Below are 17,274 nucleotides of genomic sequence, written 5' to 3' on the forward strand. Positions count from 1 at the left end.
TTTTTAGACCAAATCCGAGTTTGTTCAAGTATACATCATAATGATTAAATAATATGCCGATCGTACTCATAATGCGCATTTTCAAGTGTTTGATTTTGCCTAAAAATAAATCATTTTGCTGAAAACAAAATAATTGGACAGTACACCCAAATTCAAAAACAAGGTACAGTAATTGCTTTAGAGTAGGGTACGTATGTCAAAATCCAACCAACCACCCATCCTTCCGCCACTCGGCCCACAGGCCCAAGGTATGTATGATCCTGCCATGGACAAAGATTCCTGTGGTGTTGGTTTTATCGCAAATTATAAAGGCAAACGTTCCCGCGACATCGTCGACAAGGGAATTCGCCTCATGTGTAACTTAGAACACAGGGGTGCCGAAGGTGCCGACCCAAAAACCGGTGACGGTGCTGGGATCATGATCAATATCCCGGATGCATTTTTTAGAAAGGTTCTCCCCTTCACTTTGCCGAAAGAAGGCGATTATGCAGTGGGATTTTTGTTCCTTCCTCAAAACACAGAAGCCCGAACTGCTGTGGAAAACGTAATTGAAAAAATCATTGTGGACGAAGGGGAAGAGTTTCTCGGATTTCGTGATGTCCCGATTAACAAAGAATATGCGGGGGTTGTTGCATCCAAAACCATCCCTGTCTTCAAACAAGTATTTATAGGTAAAAAATCCAAAAAAAATAAAACCTCTGACGACTTCGAAAGAAAACTATTTCTCATCCGTCGCTTGATCGACAGACGAATCCGAACAGAGATGAAACTGGATCGTTCCCAATACTATGTACCAAGTTTTTCTTCCCGTACGATTGTATACAAAGGGATGTTACTTGGTGACCAAGTCAAAAAATTCTATGAAGATTTAAAATCTCCTGACTTAACTTCTGCGTTTTGTTTGACTCACACTCGGTTTTCAACAAACACCTTCCCTACTTGGGACTTGGCTCACCCTTACCGCCAAATTGCCCATAACGGAGAGATCAACACTCTACGTGGGAACATGAACTGGATGGCCGCTCGCCAAATGGTGATGCAATCTCCACTTTACGGGGATGAGCTTCGTCGTATGCTTCCGATTGTTATGGAAGGCCAATCCGATACGGCAACCTTTGACACTGTTCTGGAGCTACTAGTGATGGGCGGAAGGTCACTCCCTCACTCTGTTATGATGATGATTCCAGAAGCTTGGTCCAAAAACAAAGCGATGGATGCCGACAGACGCGCGTTCTACGAATACCATGCAACCTTTATGGAACCTTGGGATGGTCCTGCGGCCATTGCTTTTACTGATGGTAGAATCATTGGAGCAACACTCGACCGTAATGGACTTCGCCCTGCTCGTTTTGTGGTCACAAAAGACGATGAAGTGATCATGTCTTCTGAAGCTGGTGTTCTCAATCTTCCCCCAGAAGAAATACTCATCCAAGACCGACTTCGTCCAGGCCGTATGCTTCTAATCGATATGGAAAAAGGCCAGATCCTAGATGATGAAGAAATCAAAAAACAAATCTCTACTCAAAAACCGTATCGCAAATGGGTAGAAGACAATATGATTCGTCTCGGATCTTTGCCAGACCCTGAGAACGTAAAACAACCGCAACACGAAACCATTTTAGAACGCCAGAGAGCTTTCGGGTACACACATGAAGATGTGTTTACCATCATCAAACCGATGGGAGTTTCTGGAGAAGAACCAATTGGTTCTATGGGTGTGGATTCTTCCCTTGCAGTACTCAGTGAAAAACCACAACCCCTATACCGTTATTTCAAACAAAACTTTGCGCAGGTGACAAACCCCCCAATTGACCCAATCCGGGAAGAACTTGTGATGGAACTCACAACGTACATTGGACCGGAAGGGAACCTACTCTCGGAAGAGCCAGAACACGCGCATCGATTGGAGTTGGAACATCCAATCCTTACCAACGAAGATTTTGAAAAAATCAAACAAATCAGTGAAGGTCATTTCAAAGCCAAAACTTTTGAAATCCTTTTTGATCCTTCTAAAAAACATGATATGAGAAACTCACTCGATCGTGTTTGTGCCGATGCTGCGAAAGCCGTTCGGGAACAAGGGGTAAATCTCATCATCTTAACCGACCACGGTGTGGGTGAGAAAAAAGCAGCCATCCCTTCCCTTCTTGCTGTGGCGGGACTCCACCACTATTTGATCCGTGAAGGTCTCAGAACAAAAGCAGGGATTGTATTAGAATCTGGAGAACCAAGAGAAGTGGCCCACTTTGCCTTGTTATGCGGTTATGGTGCTAACGCCATCAATCCATACCTTGCATTTGAAACCATTGCTGATCTTTCGCAACAAGGTTTACTCCCAGAAGTACCTAATTACAAGGATGCAAAAAAGAAATACATCAAATCCGTCGGGAAAGGACTTTTCAAAGTATTCTCAAAAATGGGGATCTCCACATTACAATCGTATTGTGGTGCTCAAATTTTTGAAGCCGTGGGACTTGATTCTGAATTAGTGAATACATACTTTGCAGGAACTCAGTCTCGAATTGAAGGACTTTCTCTAGAGATGTTGGAAGAAGAAACCGTTCGCCGCCACAAAGCAGCTTACGATCCAACTTTTTTCCCGAACAACCTAGAACCAGGTGGGGTGCACTACTATCGTAAAAATGGAGATAGCCATCTCTATACACCGATTACAGTTCACAAACTACAAAAAGCAACTCAAGACAACGATTACAAAGTATTCAAAGAGTTCTCAAGCCTAATCGATAACCAAAACGAAAAAGCAATCACTCTTCGCAGTTTGTTCCAACTTGATTTTGAAGGATCCAAAGCGATCCCAATCGAAGAAGTGGAATCGGTAAAATCCATTCTCAAACGTTTCCAAACGGGAGCGATGAGTCATGGTTCCATTTCTTGGGAAGCACATACCACACTTGCGATTGCGATGAACCGAATTGGTGCCAAATCGAACACGGGTGAAGGTGGAGAAGACCCAGTACGATTCAAAACCCTTCCAAATGGGGATAGCATGCGTTCGGCGATCAAACAAGTTGCCTCAGCACGTTTTGGTGTGACTATGGAATACCTCACCAATGCCGATGATATCCAAATCAAAATGGCACAGGGCGCCAAACCAGGAGAAGGTGGACAGCTCCCAGGCCACAAGGTAGACAAATACATTGGATGGCTTCGTTATTCCACTCCGGGTGTAACTCTCATCTCCCCTCCTCCTCACCATGATATTTATTCCATCGAAGATCTTAAACAATTGATCTTCGATTTAAAGAACTCGAATCCAAGAGCAAGAGTTTCTGTGAAACTTGTTTCCGAATCGGGTGTGGGAACTGTGGCTGCGGGTGTTGCCAAAGCACATGCGGACCATATCCTTATCGCAGGTCACGAAGGAGGAACTGGGGCAAGTCCTATTTCTTCCATCCACCATGCAGGAACCCCTTGGGAACTTGGACTTTCTGAAACCCACCAAACACTCGTTGCCAACGGACTTCGAGACCGAGTGTATTTGGCTGTAGATGGAAAACTCCTCACAGGAAAAGACGTGGTTGTGGGTGCTTTACTTGGTGCAGAAGAATTTGGATTCTCCACTTCGGCACTGGTCTCTGTGGGTTGTATCATGATGCGTAAATGCCATCTCAATACATGCCCTGTAGGAGTTGCGACCCAAGACGAATTCTTAAGAAGTAAATTTACCGGAAAACCCGAACATGTTGTGAACTTCATGACCTTTGTGGCGGAAGAAGTTCGTGAGATTATGGCAAAACTTGGATTTAGAACGTTTGAAGAAATGATTGGCCAAGTGGAAAAAATCAAATTCAAACGACCTCACCACCATTGGAAGGCTCGTGGTCTTGATTTTAGTAAAGTGCTCCATAGACCAACTCCTGTATTCCCTACTGGACTCTATCGTGCCAAAGAACAAAACCACCACTTGGATGAACAAATTGACAACGAACTGATTCGTAAGTCACTTGCTGCGATTGATCACAAACAACCTGTGAAAATCCAAACATCCATTGTGAACCTCAACCGTTCCGTGGGAACCATGCTTAGCCACGAAGTGACTAAAAAATATGGTGTGGATGGACTATCGGAAGACACAATCGATATCGAATTTACAGGAACCGCAGGACAGTCGTTTGGTGCTTTTGTGACCAAAGGAATGACACTTCGCCTGGTGGGTGAAGGAAATGACTATGTAGGAAAAGGGCTTTGTGGTGGAAAACTCATCTTCCAAACTCCCAAAAATGCTCCTTACAAAGCAGAAGAAAACATTGTCATTGGTAACACTTGTTTCATTGGCGCAACAAGCGGAAATGCTTATGTCAACGGAATTGCCGGAGAAAGATTCTGTGTCCGTAACTCAGGTGCTCATGTCATAGTTGAAGGAACCGGAGACCACGGTTGTGAATACATGACTGGTGGTCGGGTCATCATCCTTGGAGACATCGGACGTAACTTTGCCGCAGGTATGTCTGGCGGGATCGCTTATCTTTGGGATCCAAAGAAAAACAAAGAAGCTCTCATCAACAAAGAGATGGTCGACTTAGATCCGTTAACTGATGCAAGTGAAATTGCGGAAGTAAAAAAGATGGTAGAAGATCATAAGGCATATACAGGTTCTAAACGAGCCGAAGAAGTGCTGAAAGATTGGGACAATGTTGTCAAACAAATGATCAAAGTCATTCCAAGAGATTATAAAAAAGCTCTAGAAAAAATGGCAGAAGAAACTGCCGCAGGAAAAACGAACAAAGAGGGGGTAACAGCTCGTGGGTAAACCAACAGGATTTTTAGAATTTAAAAAAGAATACCTTCAGAAGATTGATCCGAAGGAACGAGTTAAAAACTACAAAGAGTTTGAAAAACCTTTTCCTGAAGCTGTTGCCAAAGACCAAGGTGCTCGTTGTATGGACTGCGGAATTCCGTTTTGCCATGGCGATACAGGTTGCCCTGTAGATAACCTCATCCCTGAATTCAATGACTTCGTATACCGAGGTCGCTGGAAGGAAGCTTGGGAAAACCTTTCTAAAACCAATAACTTTCCTGAATTCACAGGAAGGCTCTGCCCTGCTCCTTGTGAGTCGGCTTGTACTTTAGGAATCATCGAACCTCCGGTTTCAATCAAGTCCATTGAAAGAACCATCATTGATCGTGCGTGGGAAGAAGGATGGGTGATCCCGCAACCTTCTGTTTCCAAATCTGGAAAAAAAGTAGCCGTAGTTGGTTCAGGTCCAGCAGGACTTGCCGCCGGACAACAGTTAGCTCGTGCAGGACATACAGTCACTATTTTTGAAAAAAATGATCGGATTGGTGGTCTACTCCGTTACGGAATCCCTGATTTCAAAATGGAAAAAAGACATATTGATCGCCGCATGAAACAAATGGAAGCAGAAGGTGTTACCTTCAAAACCAATGTCAATGTGGGAGTGGATATTACAGCAAAACAACTATTAGCTGATTTTGATTCAGTGGTTCTTGCTTGTGGATCAGAAGTTCCAAGAGATTTACCAGTAGAAGGAAGAAATAGCAAAGGTGTTCACTATGCTATGGAGTTTTTGTCCAAAAACAACAAACACGTAGCAGGTGATGATATTGAAATCATCAATGCCAAAGACAAACATGTTATTGTCATTGGTGGTGGAGATACCGGATCCGATTGTGTAGGAACTTCTAACCGTCATGGGGCAAAATCCGTCACTCAAATCGAACTTTTTCCTGAACCTCCCAAAGAAAGAGATGCTTCCACTCCTTGGCCACTGTATCCAAAAATGTTCCGAACTTCCACCTCACATGAAGAAGGTGTAAACCGAAAATGGGCAGTTTCCACTATGGGATTTAAATCCAATGAAAAAGGGGAATTGACAGCCATATACGGATCCGAAGTAAAAGAAGAAAATGGAAAGTTTAACCCAGTCCCTGGGACCGAATTTGAATGGCCTGCTGATCTGGTTTTCCTTGCGATGGGATTTGTAAACCCCGTCAAAGAAGGATTACTCGCTGATTTACAGAAAGAAGGGTTGGAACTGGACGGACGTGGAAATGTAAAAGCTGATTTTGGAACAAAACCAGGATCATTTGCAACTTCTGTTCCAAAAGTGTACGCTTGCGGGGACGTTAGACGAGGGCAATCCCTCATCGTTTGGGCCATTTCGGAAGGAAGGAAGTGTGCTGACCAAGTCCACCACTTTCTAATGCAAGAAGTAGAGGGTTAAAACCTCTACTTGATTAAGAACCACATTTGGAACATACTTTATCGTAACATGGATAATTTATTTCCAATTGTGGGCTAGCTTTCGAACCGTCTTTGACAAAAAAATTCTTGCCTAACTTCCAAATTGCGAAAATCATTGGAGAGATCAATTGAAACGTAGCAAGTAACACTATAGAGATTGTTATATAATATTCCAACATTTGAGATACCCTTGAAACTGACTATTACACAATTCATTAAAATCGCAACACTTTTGGTACTATTTGCCGGTAACCTATCCGCAGAGAATATCCTCCTCAAAAAAGGGGGAACTCTTCAAGGTAAGGTTGTTGAACAAGACCAATACAAGCTAAAAATTAGAAAAGAAGACGGAACTACAATTGTTCTGAACAAAACTGATATTCTCAAAGTGGTTTACAAAGACCACCTAACTGCTGCAGAGGAAGACAAACTCAGAAAAGCGGAAGAAGAAAAAGAAAGAATAAAAAAAGAAAAAGAAGAAGCTGCCCGACTCAAAAAAGAACAAGAGGAAGCAGCTCGATTAGAAAAAGAAAATGCCGCAAAAAATGCTACTCTTGAAGCAGATGCAAAACGGAAACAAGAAGAAGATGCTAAACTAGCAGAAGCCGACCGCAAAAACCTAACAAAGACAGGTGCTGCATGGAGATCTGCTGTTCTTCCTGGTTGGGGCCAATGGAAACAAGGCAGAAAAGTACAAGCCATTGTGTATCCTTCCATCATTGCTGTTGGACTCTTTTTTACATATGACAAACATCGTATGTATTTAAATGCAAAACGTGATTATAACAATTTAGAAAATCCATATACAACAAATGGTCTCATCCGTGCAGCTTTCACACCTCAATCGGCAGCGACTGTCTCCCCTGCTGAAGCAGTTGTTGTAAGCCAATTGGGTCCATTCAAAGGACAAAGGGAATCCGTAGAGCGTCACTACCAAGATATGCAATACATTGGGATTGCGACTCTTCTTGTTTATTTTTGGAATATCTTTGATGCCTACTACTTCCATCCCACAGGTTCTGGACTTAGCCAAGACGACACCAGAAAGGAAAAGTTCTTCATGTATTCCTCTGTGGATCGCGTTGGATACCATCCGACGGCCATTGCAGGAGATCGTGGAATCGAACATCGTACTCAATTAGGATATGAATTTACTTTCTAACCACTGTTAGAAAGTTCGCACACTTCCCCCTTTTCAATTAGATTCAGTCTAAGTCTCAAAGCTCCCCTTGACAAAAATCAAGGGGGGATTCTAAGAACCGCATTCTGTTTTTCTTTCTTTTCTTCGTCACTTTATAGACAAGGGAATTAGTTCTCTATATAAATGGAACTGATAAAGATTAAGGAGAGAAACATTGGCTACGGAAAAAACTCAATATGACGATTTTATCGTAAAAGGGTTTATCATTTCAGCGTTAGTCTGGGGCGTCGCATCAATGACATTTGGTGTCATTATTGCCTTCCAGCTTGTATATCCACAGCTGAATTTGGAATTACCTTGGACGAGCTTCGGAAGGTTACGACCTCTACATACCAATGCAGCCATTTTTGGTTTTGCGTTGAGTGTTATCTTCGCCACAGCCTACCATACGGTACAAAGATTGTGTCGAACTAGAATGTGGAACGACACACTTTCCAAAATACACCTGGCACTGTATAACCTAACAATTGTCCTTGCAGCAATTACTTTACCACTTGGATACAGCCAATCAAAAGAATATGCCGAATTAGAATGGCCTATCGACTTATTGATTGTTGTATGGTATGTAATTTTCTTTGCAAACTATTTGATGACGGTAATCAAACGAAAAGAAGAACAAATGTATGTGGCAATTTGGTTCTACATAGCTTCCTTCGTAACAGTTCCACTTCTTTTCATCGTAAACAACATTGTCATCCCAGCTGGACTTTTAAAATCCTACTCGGTATACGCAGGTGTGTTTGATGCCAACATCCAATGGTGGTATGGACACAACGCAGTAGCCTTTGTTCTTACGACTCCGTTTTTGGGACTTATGTACTACTACCTCCCAAAACACATCAAACAACCCATTTACTCACATAGACTTTCGATCATCCATTTCTGGTCGTTAATCTTTATCTATATTTGGGCAGGTCCTCACCATTTACTATACTCTCCAATTCCAGAATGGTTACAAACAACAGGGATGGTTTTCTCCATCATGTTATGGATGCCTTCTTGGGGTGGTATGTTAAACGGATTCCTAACACTGACCCAAGCAAAAGACAAAATCAAAGTAGATGCTACCCTCAAAATGATGTTAGCTGCCGTTACTTTCTACGGTATGTCAACATTTGAAGGTCCACTTCTTTCCATTCGTGCCGTTTCCGCTCTTGGACACAACACTGACTGGATCATCGGTCACGTTCACTCAGGAACTCTCGGATGGGTTGGATTTATGTCAGCCGCAGCACTCTACTACTTAGTTCCAAGACTTTGGAATGCTAACCTTTATAGCGAAAAACTTGCCAATGCACACTTCTGGCTCGGCACACTCGGTATCCTACTCTACATCATCTCCATGTGGGTATCTGGTATTACTGAAGGTTCTATGTGGCGAGCAGTTGGTGAAAACGGCGAACTCGTTTATAAAGACTGGGTAGAAATTGTTGAGTTCTTAAAACCGTTCAGACTATTCCGCGCGATCGGAGGAACACTCTATCTAACTGGGATTGTGCTGATGGTGTATAACTTTATCAAAACCATTCAAAACAAAGACAGTGGGTTTGTAGAACAAGACTTACGTATAGGAGTGAAATCATAATGTTTGGATTTAACAAATTCTTAGATTGGTTTTCTGAAGTTGCAGACCATTGGGATACAAAAGGTGTTAAGTTTACTCTTTATACAACGATTGCCGTTGTGATTGGTGGACTTTTCGAACTCATCCCTCCGTTTTTTCTTACTAAAACGGTAACTCCAATTTCAACTGTGAAACCATATTCCGCATTGGAACTAGCAGGTCGTGACACTTACCAAAGAGAAGGTTGTATCGGATGCCATACACAAATGGTTCGACCATTCAAATGGGAAGTAGATCGTTTTGATCCAACAAAAGCTTACGGACGAACTGGATATTCAAAAGGTGGAGAGTATGTATATGACCACCCATTCCTTTGGGGATCCAAAAGAACTGGTCCGGACTTAGCTCATGAATCTCAAATGCTTCGTTCTGATGAGTGGCATAAAAACCATTTGATCAACCCAAGAACAGTGGGTGGCGTACCTAACTCGATTATGCCAGCATATCCTTGGTTATTCGAAGAATCTCATAAGGTTGATGTTGAACAAGTAGTATCAAACATGAAAGCTCTAAAATCCATCGGAGTTCCTTACACTGAAGAAGATTTTGCTAACGCACCATCTCTTCTAAAAGACAAAACCGAAGGGCAAGCACTTGTAGCTTATTTGCAAAAACTAGGAAGAGATTCAGCCGAGTTACAAAAAGGTATGAAGTAAGATCATGAACGATGCAGATATTCTACTCGTTTATAAAAGTTTGAGATTGCCGATCCTTGTGATCGCAATCTCTTACATCACCTACTACGTTTATAAAAAACGTACGAAAGACGAAATGGAGAAACCCAAGTATAGAATGCTTGAGGAGGATTAATACGAATGAAAGAACCAAAAGAAGTAGACGGAATCTTCCAAGCCGACAATCCCATGCCCACTTGGTGGAAATTAGTCTGGTTAATCAGTATCATCGTTTCCATCGGTTACGTTGTATACTTTCACTGGTATTCTGAATGGCCACAAGAAGTTGCATTTGAAAAAGAAGTTGCGGAACACGAAGCGCAATTTCCTGCAAAACAAGCAGTTGTTGTGAACACAGAAGATGGATCAAACCCTTACCGTGATGATGCAGTGGCGATTAAAGAAGGCGAAGGAACATACAAACAAATTTGTTCTGCTTGCCACGGCCCAACTGCAGAAGGTGCTGTAGGACCAAGTCTTGTGGACAAAGATTGGATTCATGGAAACACTGATAAAGAAGTGTTTAACAATATCATGAAAGGAATTGGACCAGAAAGACAAAAACTGAACCGAGGGGGAATGCCTGCTTGGGAAGGTTTAGGTGCTGAAAAAGTTTATGCTGTTATGGCATGGCTTGCAACTAAAAACAGTAGTTTGGTAAAGGCTAAGTAAAGATGATTATTTCAAGACCACAGACAGGAAAGGTAAGAACACGAAGAAACTTTGTAATGAGTTTTCTCGTAGGTTTATTTTTAATCGCACCATGGGTAGTGTTACCGGAAGGTAGCCCTCTCATTCGATTGGATATCCCGCATAGGGTGTTTCACTTGTTTGGTGGTCTTTTTATCCCACAAGAAGGACTGATCTTATGGTTTTTCCTTCTTACGATGGGACTTTCTCTTTTCTTTTTCACCTCCGTCATTGGCCGTGTTTGGTGCGGATGGGGGTGTCCTCAAACAATCTATACCGATCTTTTCGATCGAATTGGTCGGTTTGTTTTAGATTCTAAATATGGGAAAAAGGATGCCTCAATCGTAGGCAAATATACCGTTTATTTTCTCTGGATCGTTGTTTCTTTTATCGCTTCTTTTCATTGGATTGCTTACTTTGTTAGCCCTTATGTAATGTTGGCAGACTTTGTTAATCTCTCTTTTGTAAACCAAACGTACTTTTATTTTACATTATTTTTTACTGCTGCGATGTTTATCGATATCGGATTCATTCGCGAACAGTTCTGTCGTTACGCTTGTCCTTATGCTAGGTTCCAAACACTCCTAATGGATGAACATTCTTGGAACGTAACCTATGATTTCAAACGAGGAGAACCTCGAAGGGACGGAAAAACCAAAATTGGGGATTGTGTTGCCTGCAATATGTGTGTTGTGGTCTGCCCTACTGGAATCGATATCCGCGATGGTTTGCAAGTGGGTTGTGTGGCCTGCGGAAAATGTGTGGATGCCTGCACTTCCATCATGGCAAGAGAAAACAAAAAAACTCTGATTGGATATTTCTCACTCAAACAAATTGAAACTGGGGCAAAAATCAAATGGATCAGACCAAGAACCGTGATTTATGCAATTTTACTTACAGTTGTGATCACTGGGGCCATCATACAACTTGTCACAAGAACTCCCATGTCGATGATTGCAGCATCAAACAAATCGATGCCACCTATTTTAATTCCAGACAATAAAATTAGAGCCTTTGTTGCTCTACGCATTCAAAACATTGCGCCGATTGAAAAAGAATTTCAACTTTCGGCTTCTGATACAAGACATGGAAAAGAAATCCTAATTCGTTCCGGTGAAGAAAACAACAGATTCAAATTGGGATCAGGCGAAATCAAAAGTATTTCTGTGGTTTTAGAGACACAGTCTCTCACAGAACAAGAATTAAATGAAGGTTACTTACCAGGTTCCATTGTATTAAAAAATGCACAGGATCCAGACGAACGATTGGAGAAAAAACTCTCCTTAACATTACCAAGGAGGTAATGATGTTTAAAGAATTACACCCCAGTTTACGAAATGCAATGTATGTGGTTCTGTTTAGTTTTACAGCACTTGTAGCTGCTACTTTTTATACCATTCGTCTGACCTACAAAAACTTTGAACCGGTAATGGATAAAAACTATTACGAAATTGGTTTGAACTATGAAAAAGCCATAGAGAACCAAAAAGAACTTTTGAAACAAGGTTACCTGATCAAAACAAATTGGGACAGCCAAACCCTCCTCCCAATGGGTGAATCAGAAATTTCGGTCCAACTTGAAAAAGATGGAGCAGTCACTAATAGTGCAAAATCGATGACTGTTTATTTGGAAAGAAATGCCACTACTAAAAATACAGCACAATTCCAACTAAAGCCAACAACCAATGGATTTGCTGGGAAAATCCCACTTCTAGAAAAAGGAACTTGGAATTTACGACTAGTTGCTGATATAGGTGGCAAGTCCTTTGAAAGAGAAGGAAAAATATCTGTTAAATGAACGAAACCATTTCTGACGTAACAAAAACAGAATGTGACCACTGCGGAAACCAGATCCGGTTGGTTCGGATTGAAGCAAAGGTTGGAAATGATACGAAAGTTTTTTGTTGCGAAGGATGTGAAACGGTTTATTCCATCATCAACTCTCTTGGTGGAAGTTATTATTACAATTTAAAAGGAAATACAAAACTTGATCCAGTTCAGATCGAGGACTCAGATGCTGACATAGAGAACGAACTCGTATATGAAAAGTTTGTTCGTAAGTCAGGAGATTTTTCTGAAGTTTCCATCCAAATCACAAATATCCATTGTTCGGCTTGTGTTTGGATCAATGAAAAAGTTTTAAACGAAGAAGAAGGAATTATCTCCGCTCAAATTAATTTTGCATCCGGGAGAGCTCGGGTCCGGTTTGATCGTTCCAAAATCAAAATCTCTCGTATTTTATCTCTGATTCGTGCCATAGGTTATAAACCTGTACTTTTTTCGCCCACTGAAGGCATTGTAGAAAAAACAAAACAATTAAAAACCCTACTCCTGCGCATTGGTGTGGCTGGATTTTGTTTTGGAAATATCATGATCCTAAGTGTTGCCTTATATTCCGGTTATTTCACTGGGATTGATTTGGACATCAAACGCCTCTTCCATTATGCATCCTGGGTGTTTGCCACTCCCGCTTATCTCTATTCGGGATACCCTTTTATGTCGGGGTTCCTAACAAGCATCAGACGAAGAACCCTTTCGATGGACTTCCTATTGTTTTTAGGAATCTCTATGGCATACTTCTATTCCGTTTATGTAACGCTCACTGATGTGGGAGAAGTTTATTTTGACTCCGTGGCAATGATTTACTTCTTTATTTTGATTGGGAAGTATTTCGAAGAAAAGGCGAGAGTCTTTGCCTCTGACAAATTGGAATCCATCCTTTGCAAACTCCCCGAAACCTCTGTTCGAGTCACCGAAGCTGGTGAAGAAACCATCCCTAGTTCCGAAATTAAAATTGGCGATACCATTCGTGTCGCACCAGGGAAACGAATTCCAGTGGATGCCATTCTTGTCTCCGAACAGACTTATGTGGATGAATCGTTTCTAACGGGAGAATCCTTACCCATTCGAAAAAAGAAAGGGGATACGATTCTTGCAGGTTCCCTTGCGATGGACAATCCAGCTTTGATTGTTGCTGGATCTGACTACCATGCATCTACACTTTCTTCTCTTAAACTAAGACTAGAGGAAGCCTTACACCTCAAACCAAAATTACAAATCCTCACAGAACGAATTGCATCTTACTTTATCTCAGTGGTTTTTGCATTGGCCTTTCTTTGTTTTTTTGTCTGGTATTTTGTATCCGGTGGGAATTTAGAACAAAGTCTTGTCACAACTATTTCTGTACTCATAGTTGCATGTCCTTGTGCTTTGGGAATTTCTGTTCCAACAGCTCTTGTCACCAATCATATCCTCAATGCAGACAAAGGTGTACTCTTAAAAAACCCTTCGGTTGTAGAAGCCCTAGCAAAGGCAAATACCATCTTTTTAGATAAAACGGGCACACTCACTGAAGGAAAATTTTTAGTGAGACAAGTTTCAGTCAAAGATGATCACCTACCACTTGTTTATCGAATTGAAAAAGAAGTTAATCATCCTTTAGCAAAATCTCTTGTGAAGTATTTACAACCTTTTAGCTCCGTTACCAAACGAGCAGAGTCCATTATATTATCCAATTTAGAAAACATTCCAGGAAGAGGAGTCAAAGCCGAGTTAGAAGTGGATTCTAAAAAACTTTCGGTTCTCATCGGAAATAAAACCCTACTCGATAGTGAAAAGATCCCAATGGAAGATTTACCCGAAGGGGAAGGGTCTTTGATATTACTTGCTGTGAATGGAATGTATCTCGGAAGTTTTTTACTCGCCGATGAAATTCGTCCTGGGGCCCGTTCCTTTGTTTCTCTTCTCAAACATTTTGTTCCCAATATTTCGATCCTATCGGGAGACCGATTTGCAGCAGTGAAGTTTATTGCTGACTCTCTCGGAATTGAAAAGTACGTTTCTGATCTTTCTCCAGAAGACAAATCCAATCTCATTAGCAAAGCACAAGGAGAAGGAAATGTTGTCATTATGGTTGGAGATGGGATCAACGATAGTTTGTCTTTAGCTCAAGCCAATGTATCCATTTCACATACGGAAGCTGAAGATCTCTCATTGGAAAAATCTGATGTGGTATTGACTTCTGGAAATTTGAATGGGCTTGTCCATTCCCTGCTCTCTGCCAAAAAAACTAGAGAGGTGATTTTACAAAACATCATCATTTCCTTTTGTTATAATTCGATTATGTTGCCGCTTGCGATGTTTGGACTCATGTTACCTGTGATTTGTGCCGTGTTTATGGCCTGTTCTAGCTTGACAGTCCTCCTCAATTCTCTTTCCATTAGATTTAGGATCCCCCAATGGAAGCCCTCTACTTAACCATCCCGATGGCAATGTGTATTGCCGTCTTCTTTCTTTATATTTTTATCACTGCCTTCAAAAAAGGTCAGTTTGAAGATATCGAATCACCTAAATATAGAATGTTCTTCGAGGAAGAATACCCTCAAGAGAACCAATCTAAATCAAATTCACCTGATGGACCAACTAGCAAATCTTAGTTTTTTTGGTTCCATCATATTGTATGGATTTGTCAGTAGCTTTCATTGTCTTGTGATGTGTGGTCCTTTTGTATCACTTTTACAAACAGAAAAAGGAAAACAGATCCCCATTTATCTCTATCATCTAGGAAGACTCATATCCTATACCTTTCTCGGTATGGTGTTGGGGTTTCTTGGTAAAGGTGCCAATGCATTAGGAGAATTAAGTGCCATCCAAGGTGCGGCTGGTGTTCTTACGTTTTTATTTTTAGTAGTCTTTGCCATCCGCACTTATTCTACAAAATCAACTTCGTCCTTTGGTTCTTTACCACAAGGGATTCGTAAGTTTTTAGAAAAGATTCGCTCTCGCTTTAGTAAAAATGGTCTTGGATTTGGAATTGGGATGGTGAGTGCCCTACTCCCTTGCGGGGTATTGTATCCAGCGTACGCGGCTTCCTTTGCCACTGGCACTTTGTTAAACGGTGGACTCGTGATGTTTTTCTTTTATTTAGGAACTGTTCCTGCACTCACGGGACTTGGATGGATTGTGAGGAAATGGAGAGACAAAATCCCAACAAAATGGATCCCCGCCTTTGGAACGATTGTGATTTTAACTTCTCTCAGTTTTTTACTCTACCGCCTTTTTTTCCATACCCACGGAGAGTCCTGCGACCATCTTTTATAACTCTATTCCCCCGCTCGCCTTTCCATCAAACAGGTGTTTGATTCATGTAGAACGAAAGTTCTTTTAAAGCTTAAAACCCTCTCCCTCTAAAGTACTTTTCTTTAAAATGACTAACAAGGTCTTGATTGATATTATTTTCATTGTTATTCCCAATCACAGCGATGAGTTTTTTGGCTAAATTTCTGTCATGATTGACTAACCAACGTCGATACTGTGTGTTCAATTCCGACTCACCCACTAAAATCACTTCGTTAGGTGATTGCAAAGTACTGGTGATATCTTCAAAATCCCAGACATCCGTTTCTTTCGATTTTTCCCAAGTTCTAGATCGCATTTGATCTGATTCAAACTTAATCATCTCAATTCGTTTTTTGTTGAGGTATAGGATGCAGGCGTTCATGTTTTCACTTCCTTTACTTTATTATGACGCAAAGGAAAATAAAATCACACTCTTTTTACAAAAACCTCCCACGTAAGTTCCATGCTTTTCACATTGATAAATGTCAATCCATACTCAAACTAACAATCGATTCTGAACTGAGTTCATCCACAAGATAATGGACGTTAGTTGACAATTCATTAGGTTCAAGGATGAACTCATTGAAAAAAATTAGGGAAAAGAGTAGAGTCGAAGCCACTAAGGTGACATAGGCTTTCCGCTTTGTCTTTTCCGTTTGGATTCTGGATTTGGTTTTTCGCACAAGACGCAATTCGAAATCAGAATCATTTAAAAGTTGTTCCCATTTTTTAGGATTCTTGGAATTCATTTCTTCCTCCTGGTATATGTTTTCGGATCCATTCTTTGGTTCGAAACAATCGCGATTTGACTGTCCCTTGCTGAACCTCAAGTTCTTTTGCAATTTCATCCATCGTGTTGCCAGCCAAATAAAGACGTAAGGTTTGACGATAGGTTTCGGGGATTTGCAAAAGCATGGACTCAACCCATTCTTCTTTTTCAAAAGAAGCTTCTTCTCGCACACCTGATAATTGGACTTTATTCTTTACTAAGTAACGTTTTGCCTTTTCTTCCTCTCGCAACCGTTTTTCATTCATACGAAGGGCTTCGTTTCGAGCGATGGTGTAAATCCAAGTAGAGATTTTTGACCTTCCATCAAACCCACCCTTCTCTAAAGATTTAAACACACGAAAGTATACTTCTTGCACTACATCTTCCGTTGCATCATCAAAACGGTCGATGAGGGTATCACCGACCGTTTTTAAAACCAAAAATTTGGTTTCTTTGACTACTGTTTCGAAGTCAAACTCAGGCATTGTTTATTCTTCCGGTGGTTGGTGTCGACTTGCAAAACGTTCCACTAAATCAGCAAACTTTTCCCTTTGTTCCGGTTTTAATACAGCGTGGAATTCCACAAGTTTTGATTGGAAAAACTTACGCATTTCTTGGTGGCGAGTTTCTCGTTCAATACTCATTTTATCCAACAACTTGGTATCAATTTTTTCCGCACGAATTTGAGTCGCCATTTCTTTGGCCCAAGATTCATGTTTCGGTTTCATTTCCTTATGTTTGGCAATGAGTTCGGCTTTGATGGTTTCCAGTTTTGCTTTCTGTGCTTCATCTAAATCTAGTTTAGATGTGAGTTTGGACGCCACCCATTCGATTCTTTTTTCGAAATCTTTATGTCCGCGGCAATTTCCAAAAGCAAATGCCATCACCGATACAAGACCAATTGTTGCGACAATTTTGAATGTTTTTTTCAGAGAGATCATAGAACCTTCCTTGTTTGTTTGGTGAATATGA

At 41.1% G+C, this 17,274-nt stretch carries 16 protein-coding genes; 12 read left to right on the top strand and 4 right to left on the bottom strand.

Annotated features, from left to right (window positions below; genetic code table 11):
* The first annotated feature begins 193 nt into the window (after window positions 1-193).
* The 12 genes from gltB (at window position 194) to EHR01_RS08270 (ending at window position 15,515) form a co-directional block, all read left to right on the top strand.
* Complete coding sequence (gene gltB, locus EHR01_RS08215) at window positions 194-4,771, top strand: glutamate synthase large subunit (protein WP_135694216.1); 4,578 nt, start codon at window positions 194-196, stop codon at window positions 4,769-4,771.
* Window positions 4,764-6,206: a glutamate synthase subunit beta gene (locus tag EHR01_RS08220; protein WP_135694217.1), complete on the top strand. Its 1,443-nt coding sequence runs from the start codon at window positions 4,764-4,766 to the stop codon at window positions 6,204-6,206. Before gltB ends, EHR01_RS08220 begins: the two co-directional genes overlap by 8 nt.
* A gap of 210 nt (window positions 6,207-6,416) precedes the next feature.
* Complete coding sequence (locus tag EHR01_RS08225; protein ID WP_135694218.1) at window positions 6,417-7,388, top strand: LA_0442/LA_0875 N-terminal domain-containing protein; 972 nt, start codon at window positions 6,417-6,419, stop codon at window positions 7,386-7,388.
* 193 nt (window positions 7,389-7,581) lie between these two features.
* Window positions 7,582-9,012 carry a cytochrome-c oxidase, cbb3-type subunit I gene (gene ccoN / locus EHR01_RS08230; RefSeq protein WP_135694219.1) on the top strand — a complete coding sequence of 477 codons (1,431 nt, stop codon included), beginning with the start codon at window positions 7,582-7,584 and terminating at the stop codon, window positions 9,010-9,012.
* The gene (gene ccoO, locus EHR01_RS08235) at window positions 9,012-9,707 is read left to right on the top strand and encodes a cytochrome-c oxidase, cbb3-type subunit II (RefSeq protein ID WP_135694220.1); all 696 of its coding nucleotides are present in this window, start codon (window positions 9,012-9,014) and stop codon (window positions 9,705-9,707) included. The genes ccoN and ccoO overlap by 1 nt, the downstream gene beginning before the upstream one ends.
* A gap of 4 nt (window positions 9,708-9,711) precedes the next feature.
* Window positions 9,712-9,861, top strand: coding sequence for a hypothetical protein (locus tag EHR01_RS08240; RefSeq protein ID WP_002991638.1), 150 nt, complete (start codon window positions 9,712-9,714; stop codon window positions 9,859-9,861).
* Between the two features lie 5 nt (window positions 9,862-9,866).
* Complete coding sequence (locus tag EHR01_RS08245; RefSeq protein WP_004788022.1) at window positions 9,867-10,397, top strand: c-type cytochrome; 531 nt, start codon at window positions 9,867-9,869, stop codon at window positions 10,395-10,397.
* Window positions 10,398-10,399: 2 nt separating this feature from the next.
* Window positions 10,400-11,719, top strand: coding sequence for a cytochrome c oxidase accessory protein CcoG (gene ccoG / locus EHR01_RS08250; protein ID WP_135694221.1), 1,320 nt, complete (start codon window positions 10,400-10,402; stop codon window positions 11,717-11,719).
* Window positions 11,719-12,213, top strand: coding sequence for a FixH family protein (locus EHR01_RS08255; protein WP_244310028.1), 495 nt, complete (start codon window positions 11,719-11,721; stop codon window positions 12,211-12,213). The genes ccoG and EHR01_RS08255 overlap by 1 nt, the downstream gene beginning before the upstream one ends.
* Entirely contained in the window at window positions 12,210-14,672 is a 2,463-nt protein-coding gene (locus EHR01_RS08260; RefSeq protein WP_135694222.1) for a heavy metal translocating P-type ATPase, read from the top strand. Before EHR01_RS08255 ends, EHR01_RS08260 begins: the two co-directional genes overlap by 4 nt.
* Window positions 14,654-14,851, top strand: a complete 198-nt coding sequence (locus tag EHR01_RS08265) for a cbb3-type cytochrome oxidase assembly protein (RefSeq protein WP_135694223.1) — start codon at window positions 14,654-14,656, stop codon at window positions 14,849-14,851. The genes EHR01_RS08260 and EHR01_RS08265 overlap by 19 nt, the downstream gene beginning before the upstream one ends.
* Window positions 14,829-15,515, top strand: a complete 687-nt coding sequence (locus EHR01_RS08270) for a sulfite exporter TauE/SafE family protein (protein WP_135694224.1) — start codon at window positions 14,829-14,831, stop codon at window positions 15,513-15,515. Before EHR01_RS08265 ends, EHR01_RS08270 begins: the two co-directional genes overlap by 23 nt.
* A 70-nt stretch (window positions 15,516-15,585) precedes the next feature.
* Here the strand turns inward: EHR01_RS08270 and EHR01_RS08275 are convergent, their stop codons facing one another.
* The 4 genes from EHR01_RS08275 to EHR01_RS08290 all read right to left on the bottom strand — a co-directional run bounded on the left by EHR01_RS08275 (window position 15,586) and on the right by EHR01_RS08290 (window position 17,243).
* Entirely contained in the window at window positions 15,586-15,873 is a 288-nt protein-coding gene (locus EHR01_RS08275) for a hypothetical protein (RefSeq protein WP_135694526.1), read from the bottom strand.
* A gap of 145 nt (window positions 15,874-16,018) precedes the next feature.
* Window positions 16,019-16,282: a hypothetical protein gene (locus EHR01_RS08280; protein ID WP_135694225.1), complete on the bottom strand. Its 264-nt coding sequence runs from the start codon at window positions 16,280-16,282 to the stop codon at window positions 16,019-16,021.
* Window positions 16,263-16,787 carry an RNA polymerase sigma factor gene (locus EHR01_RS08285; protein ID WP_135694226.1) on the bottom strand — a complete coding sequence of 175 codons (525 nt, stop codon included), beginning with the start codon at window positions 16,785-16,787 and terminating at the stop codon, window positions 16,263-16,265. Before EHR01_RS08285 ends, EHR01_RS08280 begins: the two co-directional genes overlap by 20 nt.
* 3 nt (window positions 16,788-16,790) lie before the next feature.
* Complete coding sequence (locus tag EHR01_RS08290; RefSeq protein ID WP_135694227.1) at window positions 16,791-17,243, bottom strand: Spy/CpxP family protein refolding chaperone; 453 nt, start codon at window positions 17,241-17,243, stop codon at window positions 16,791-16,793.
* Window positions 17,244-17,274: the final 31 nt, after the last annotated feature.

It is taken from the genome of Leptospira mtsangambouensis, from assembly GCF_004770475.1.
GTDB lineage: Bacteria > Spirochaetota > Leptospiria > Leptospirales > Leptospiraceae > Leptospira_A > Leptospira_A mtsangambouensis.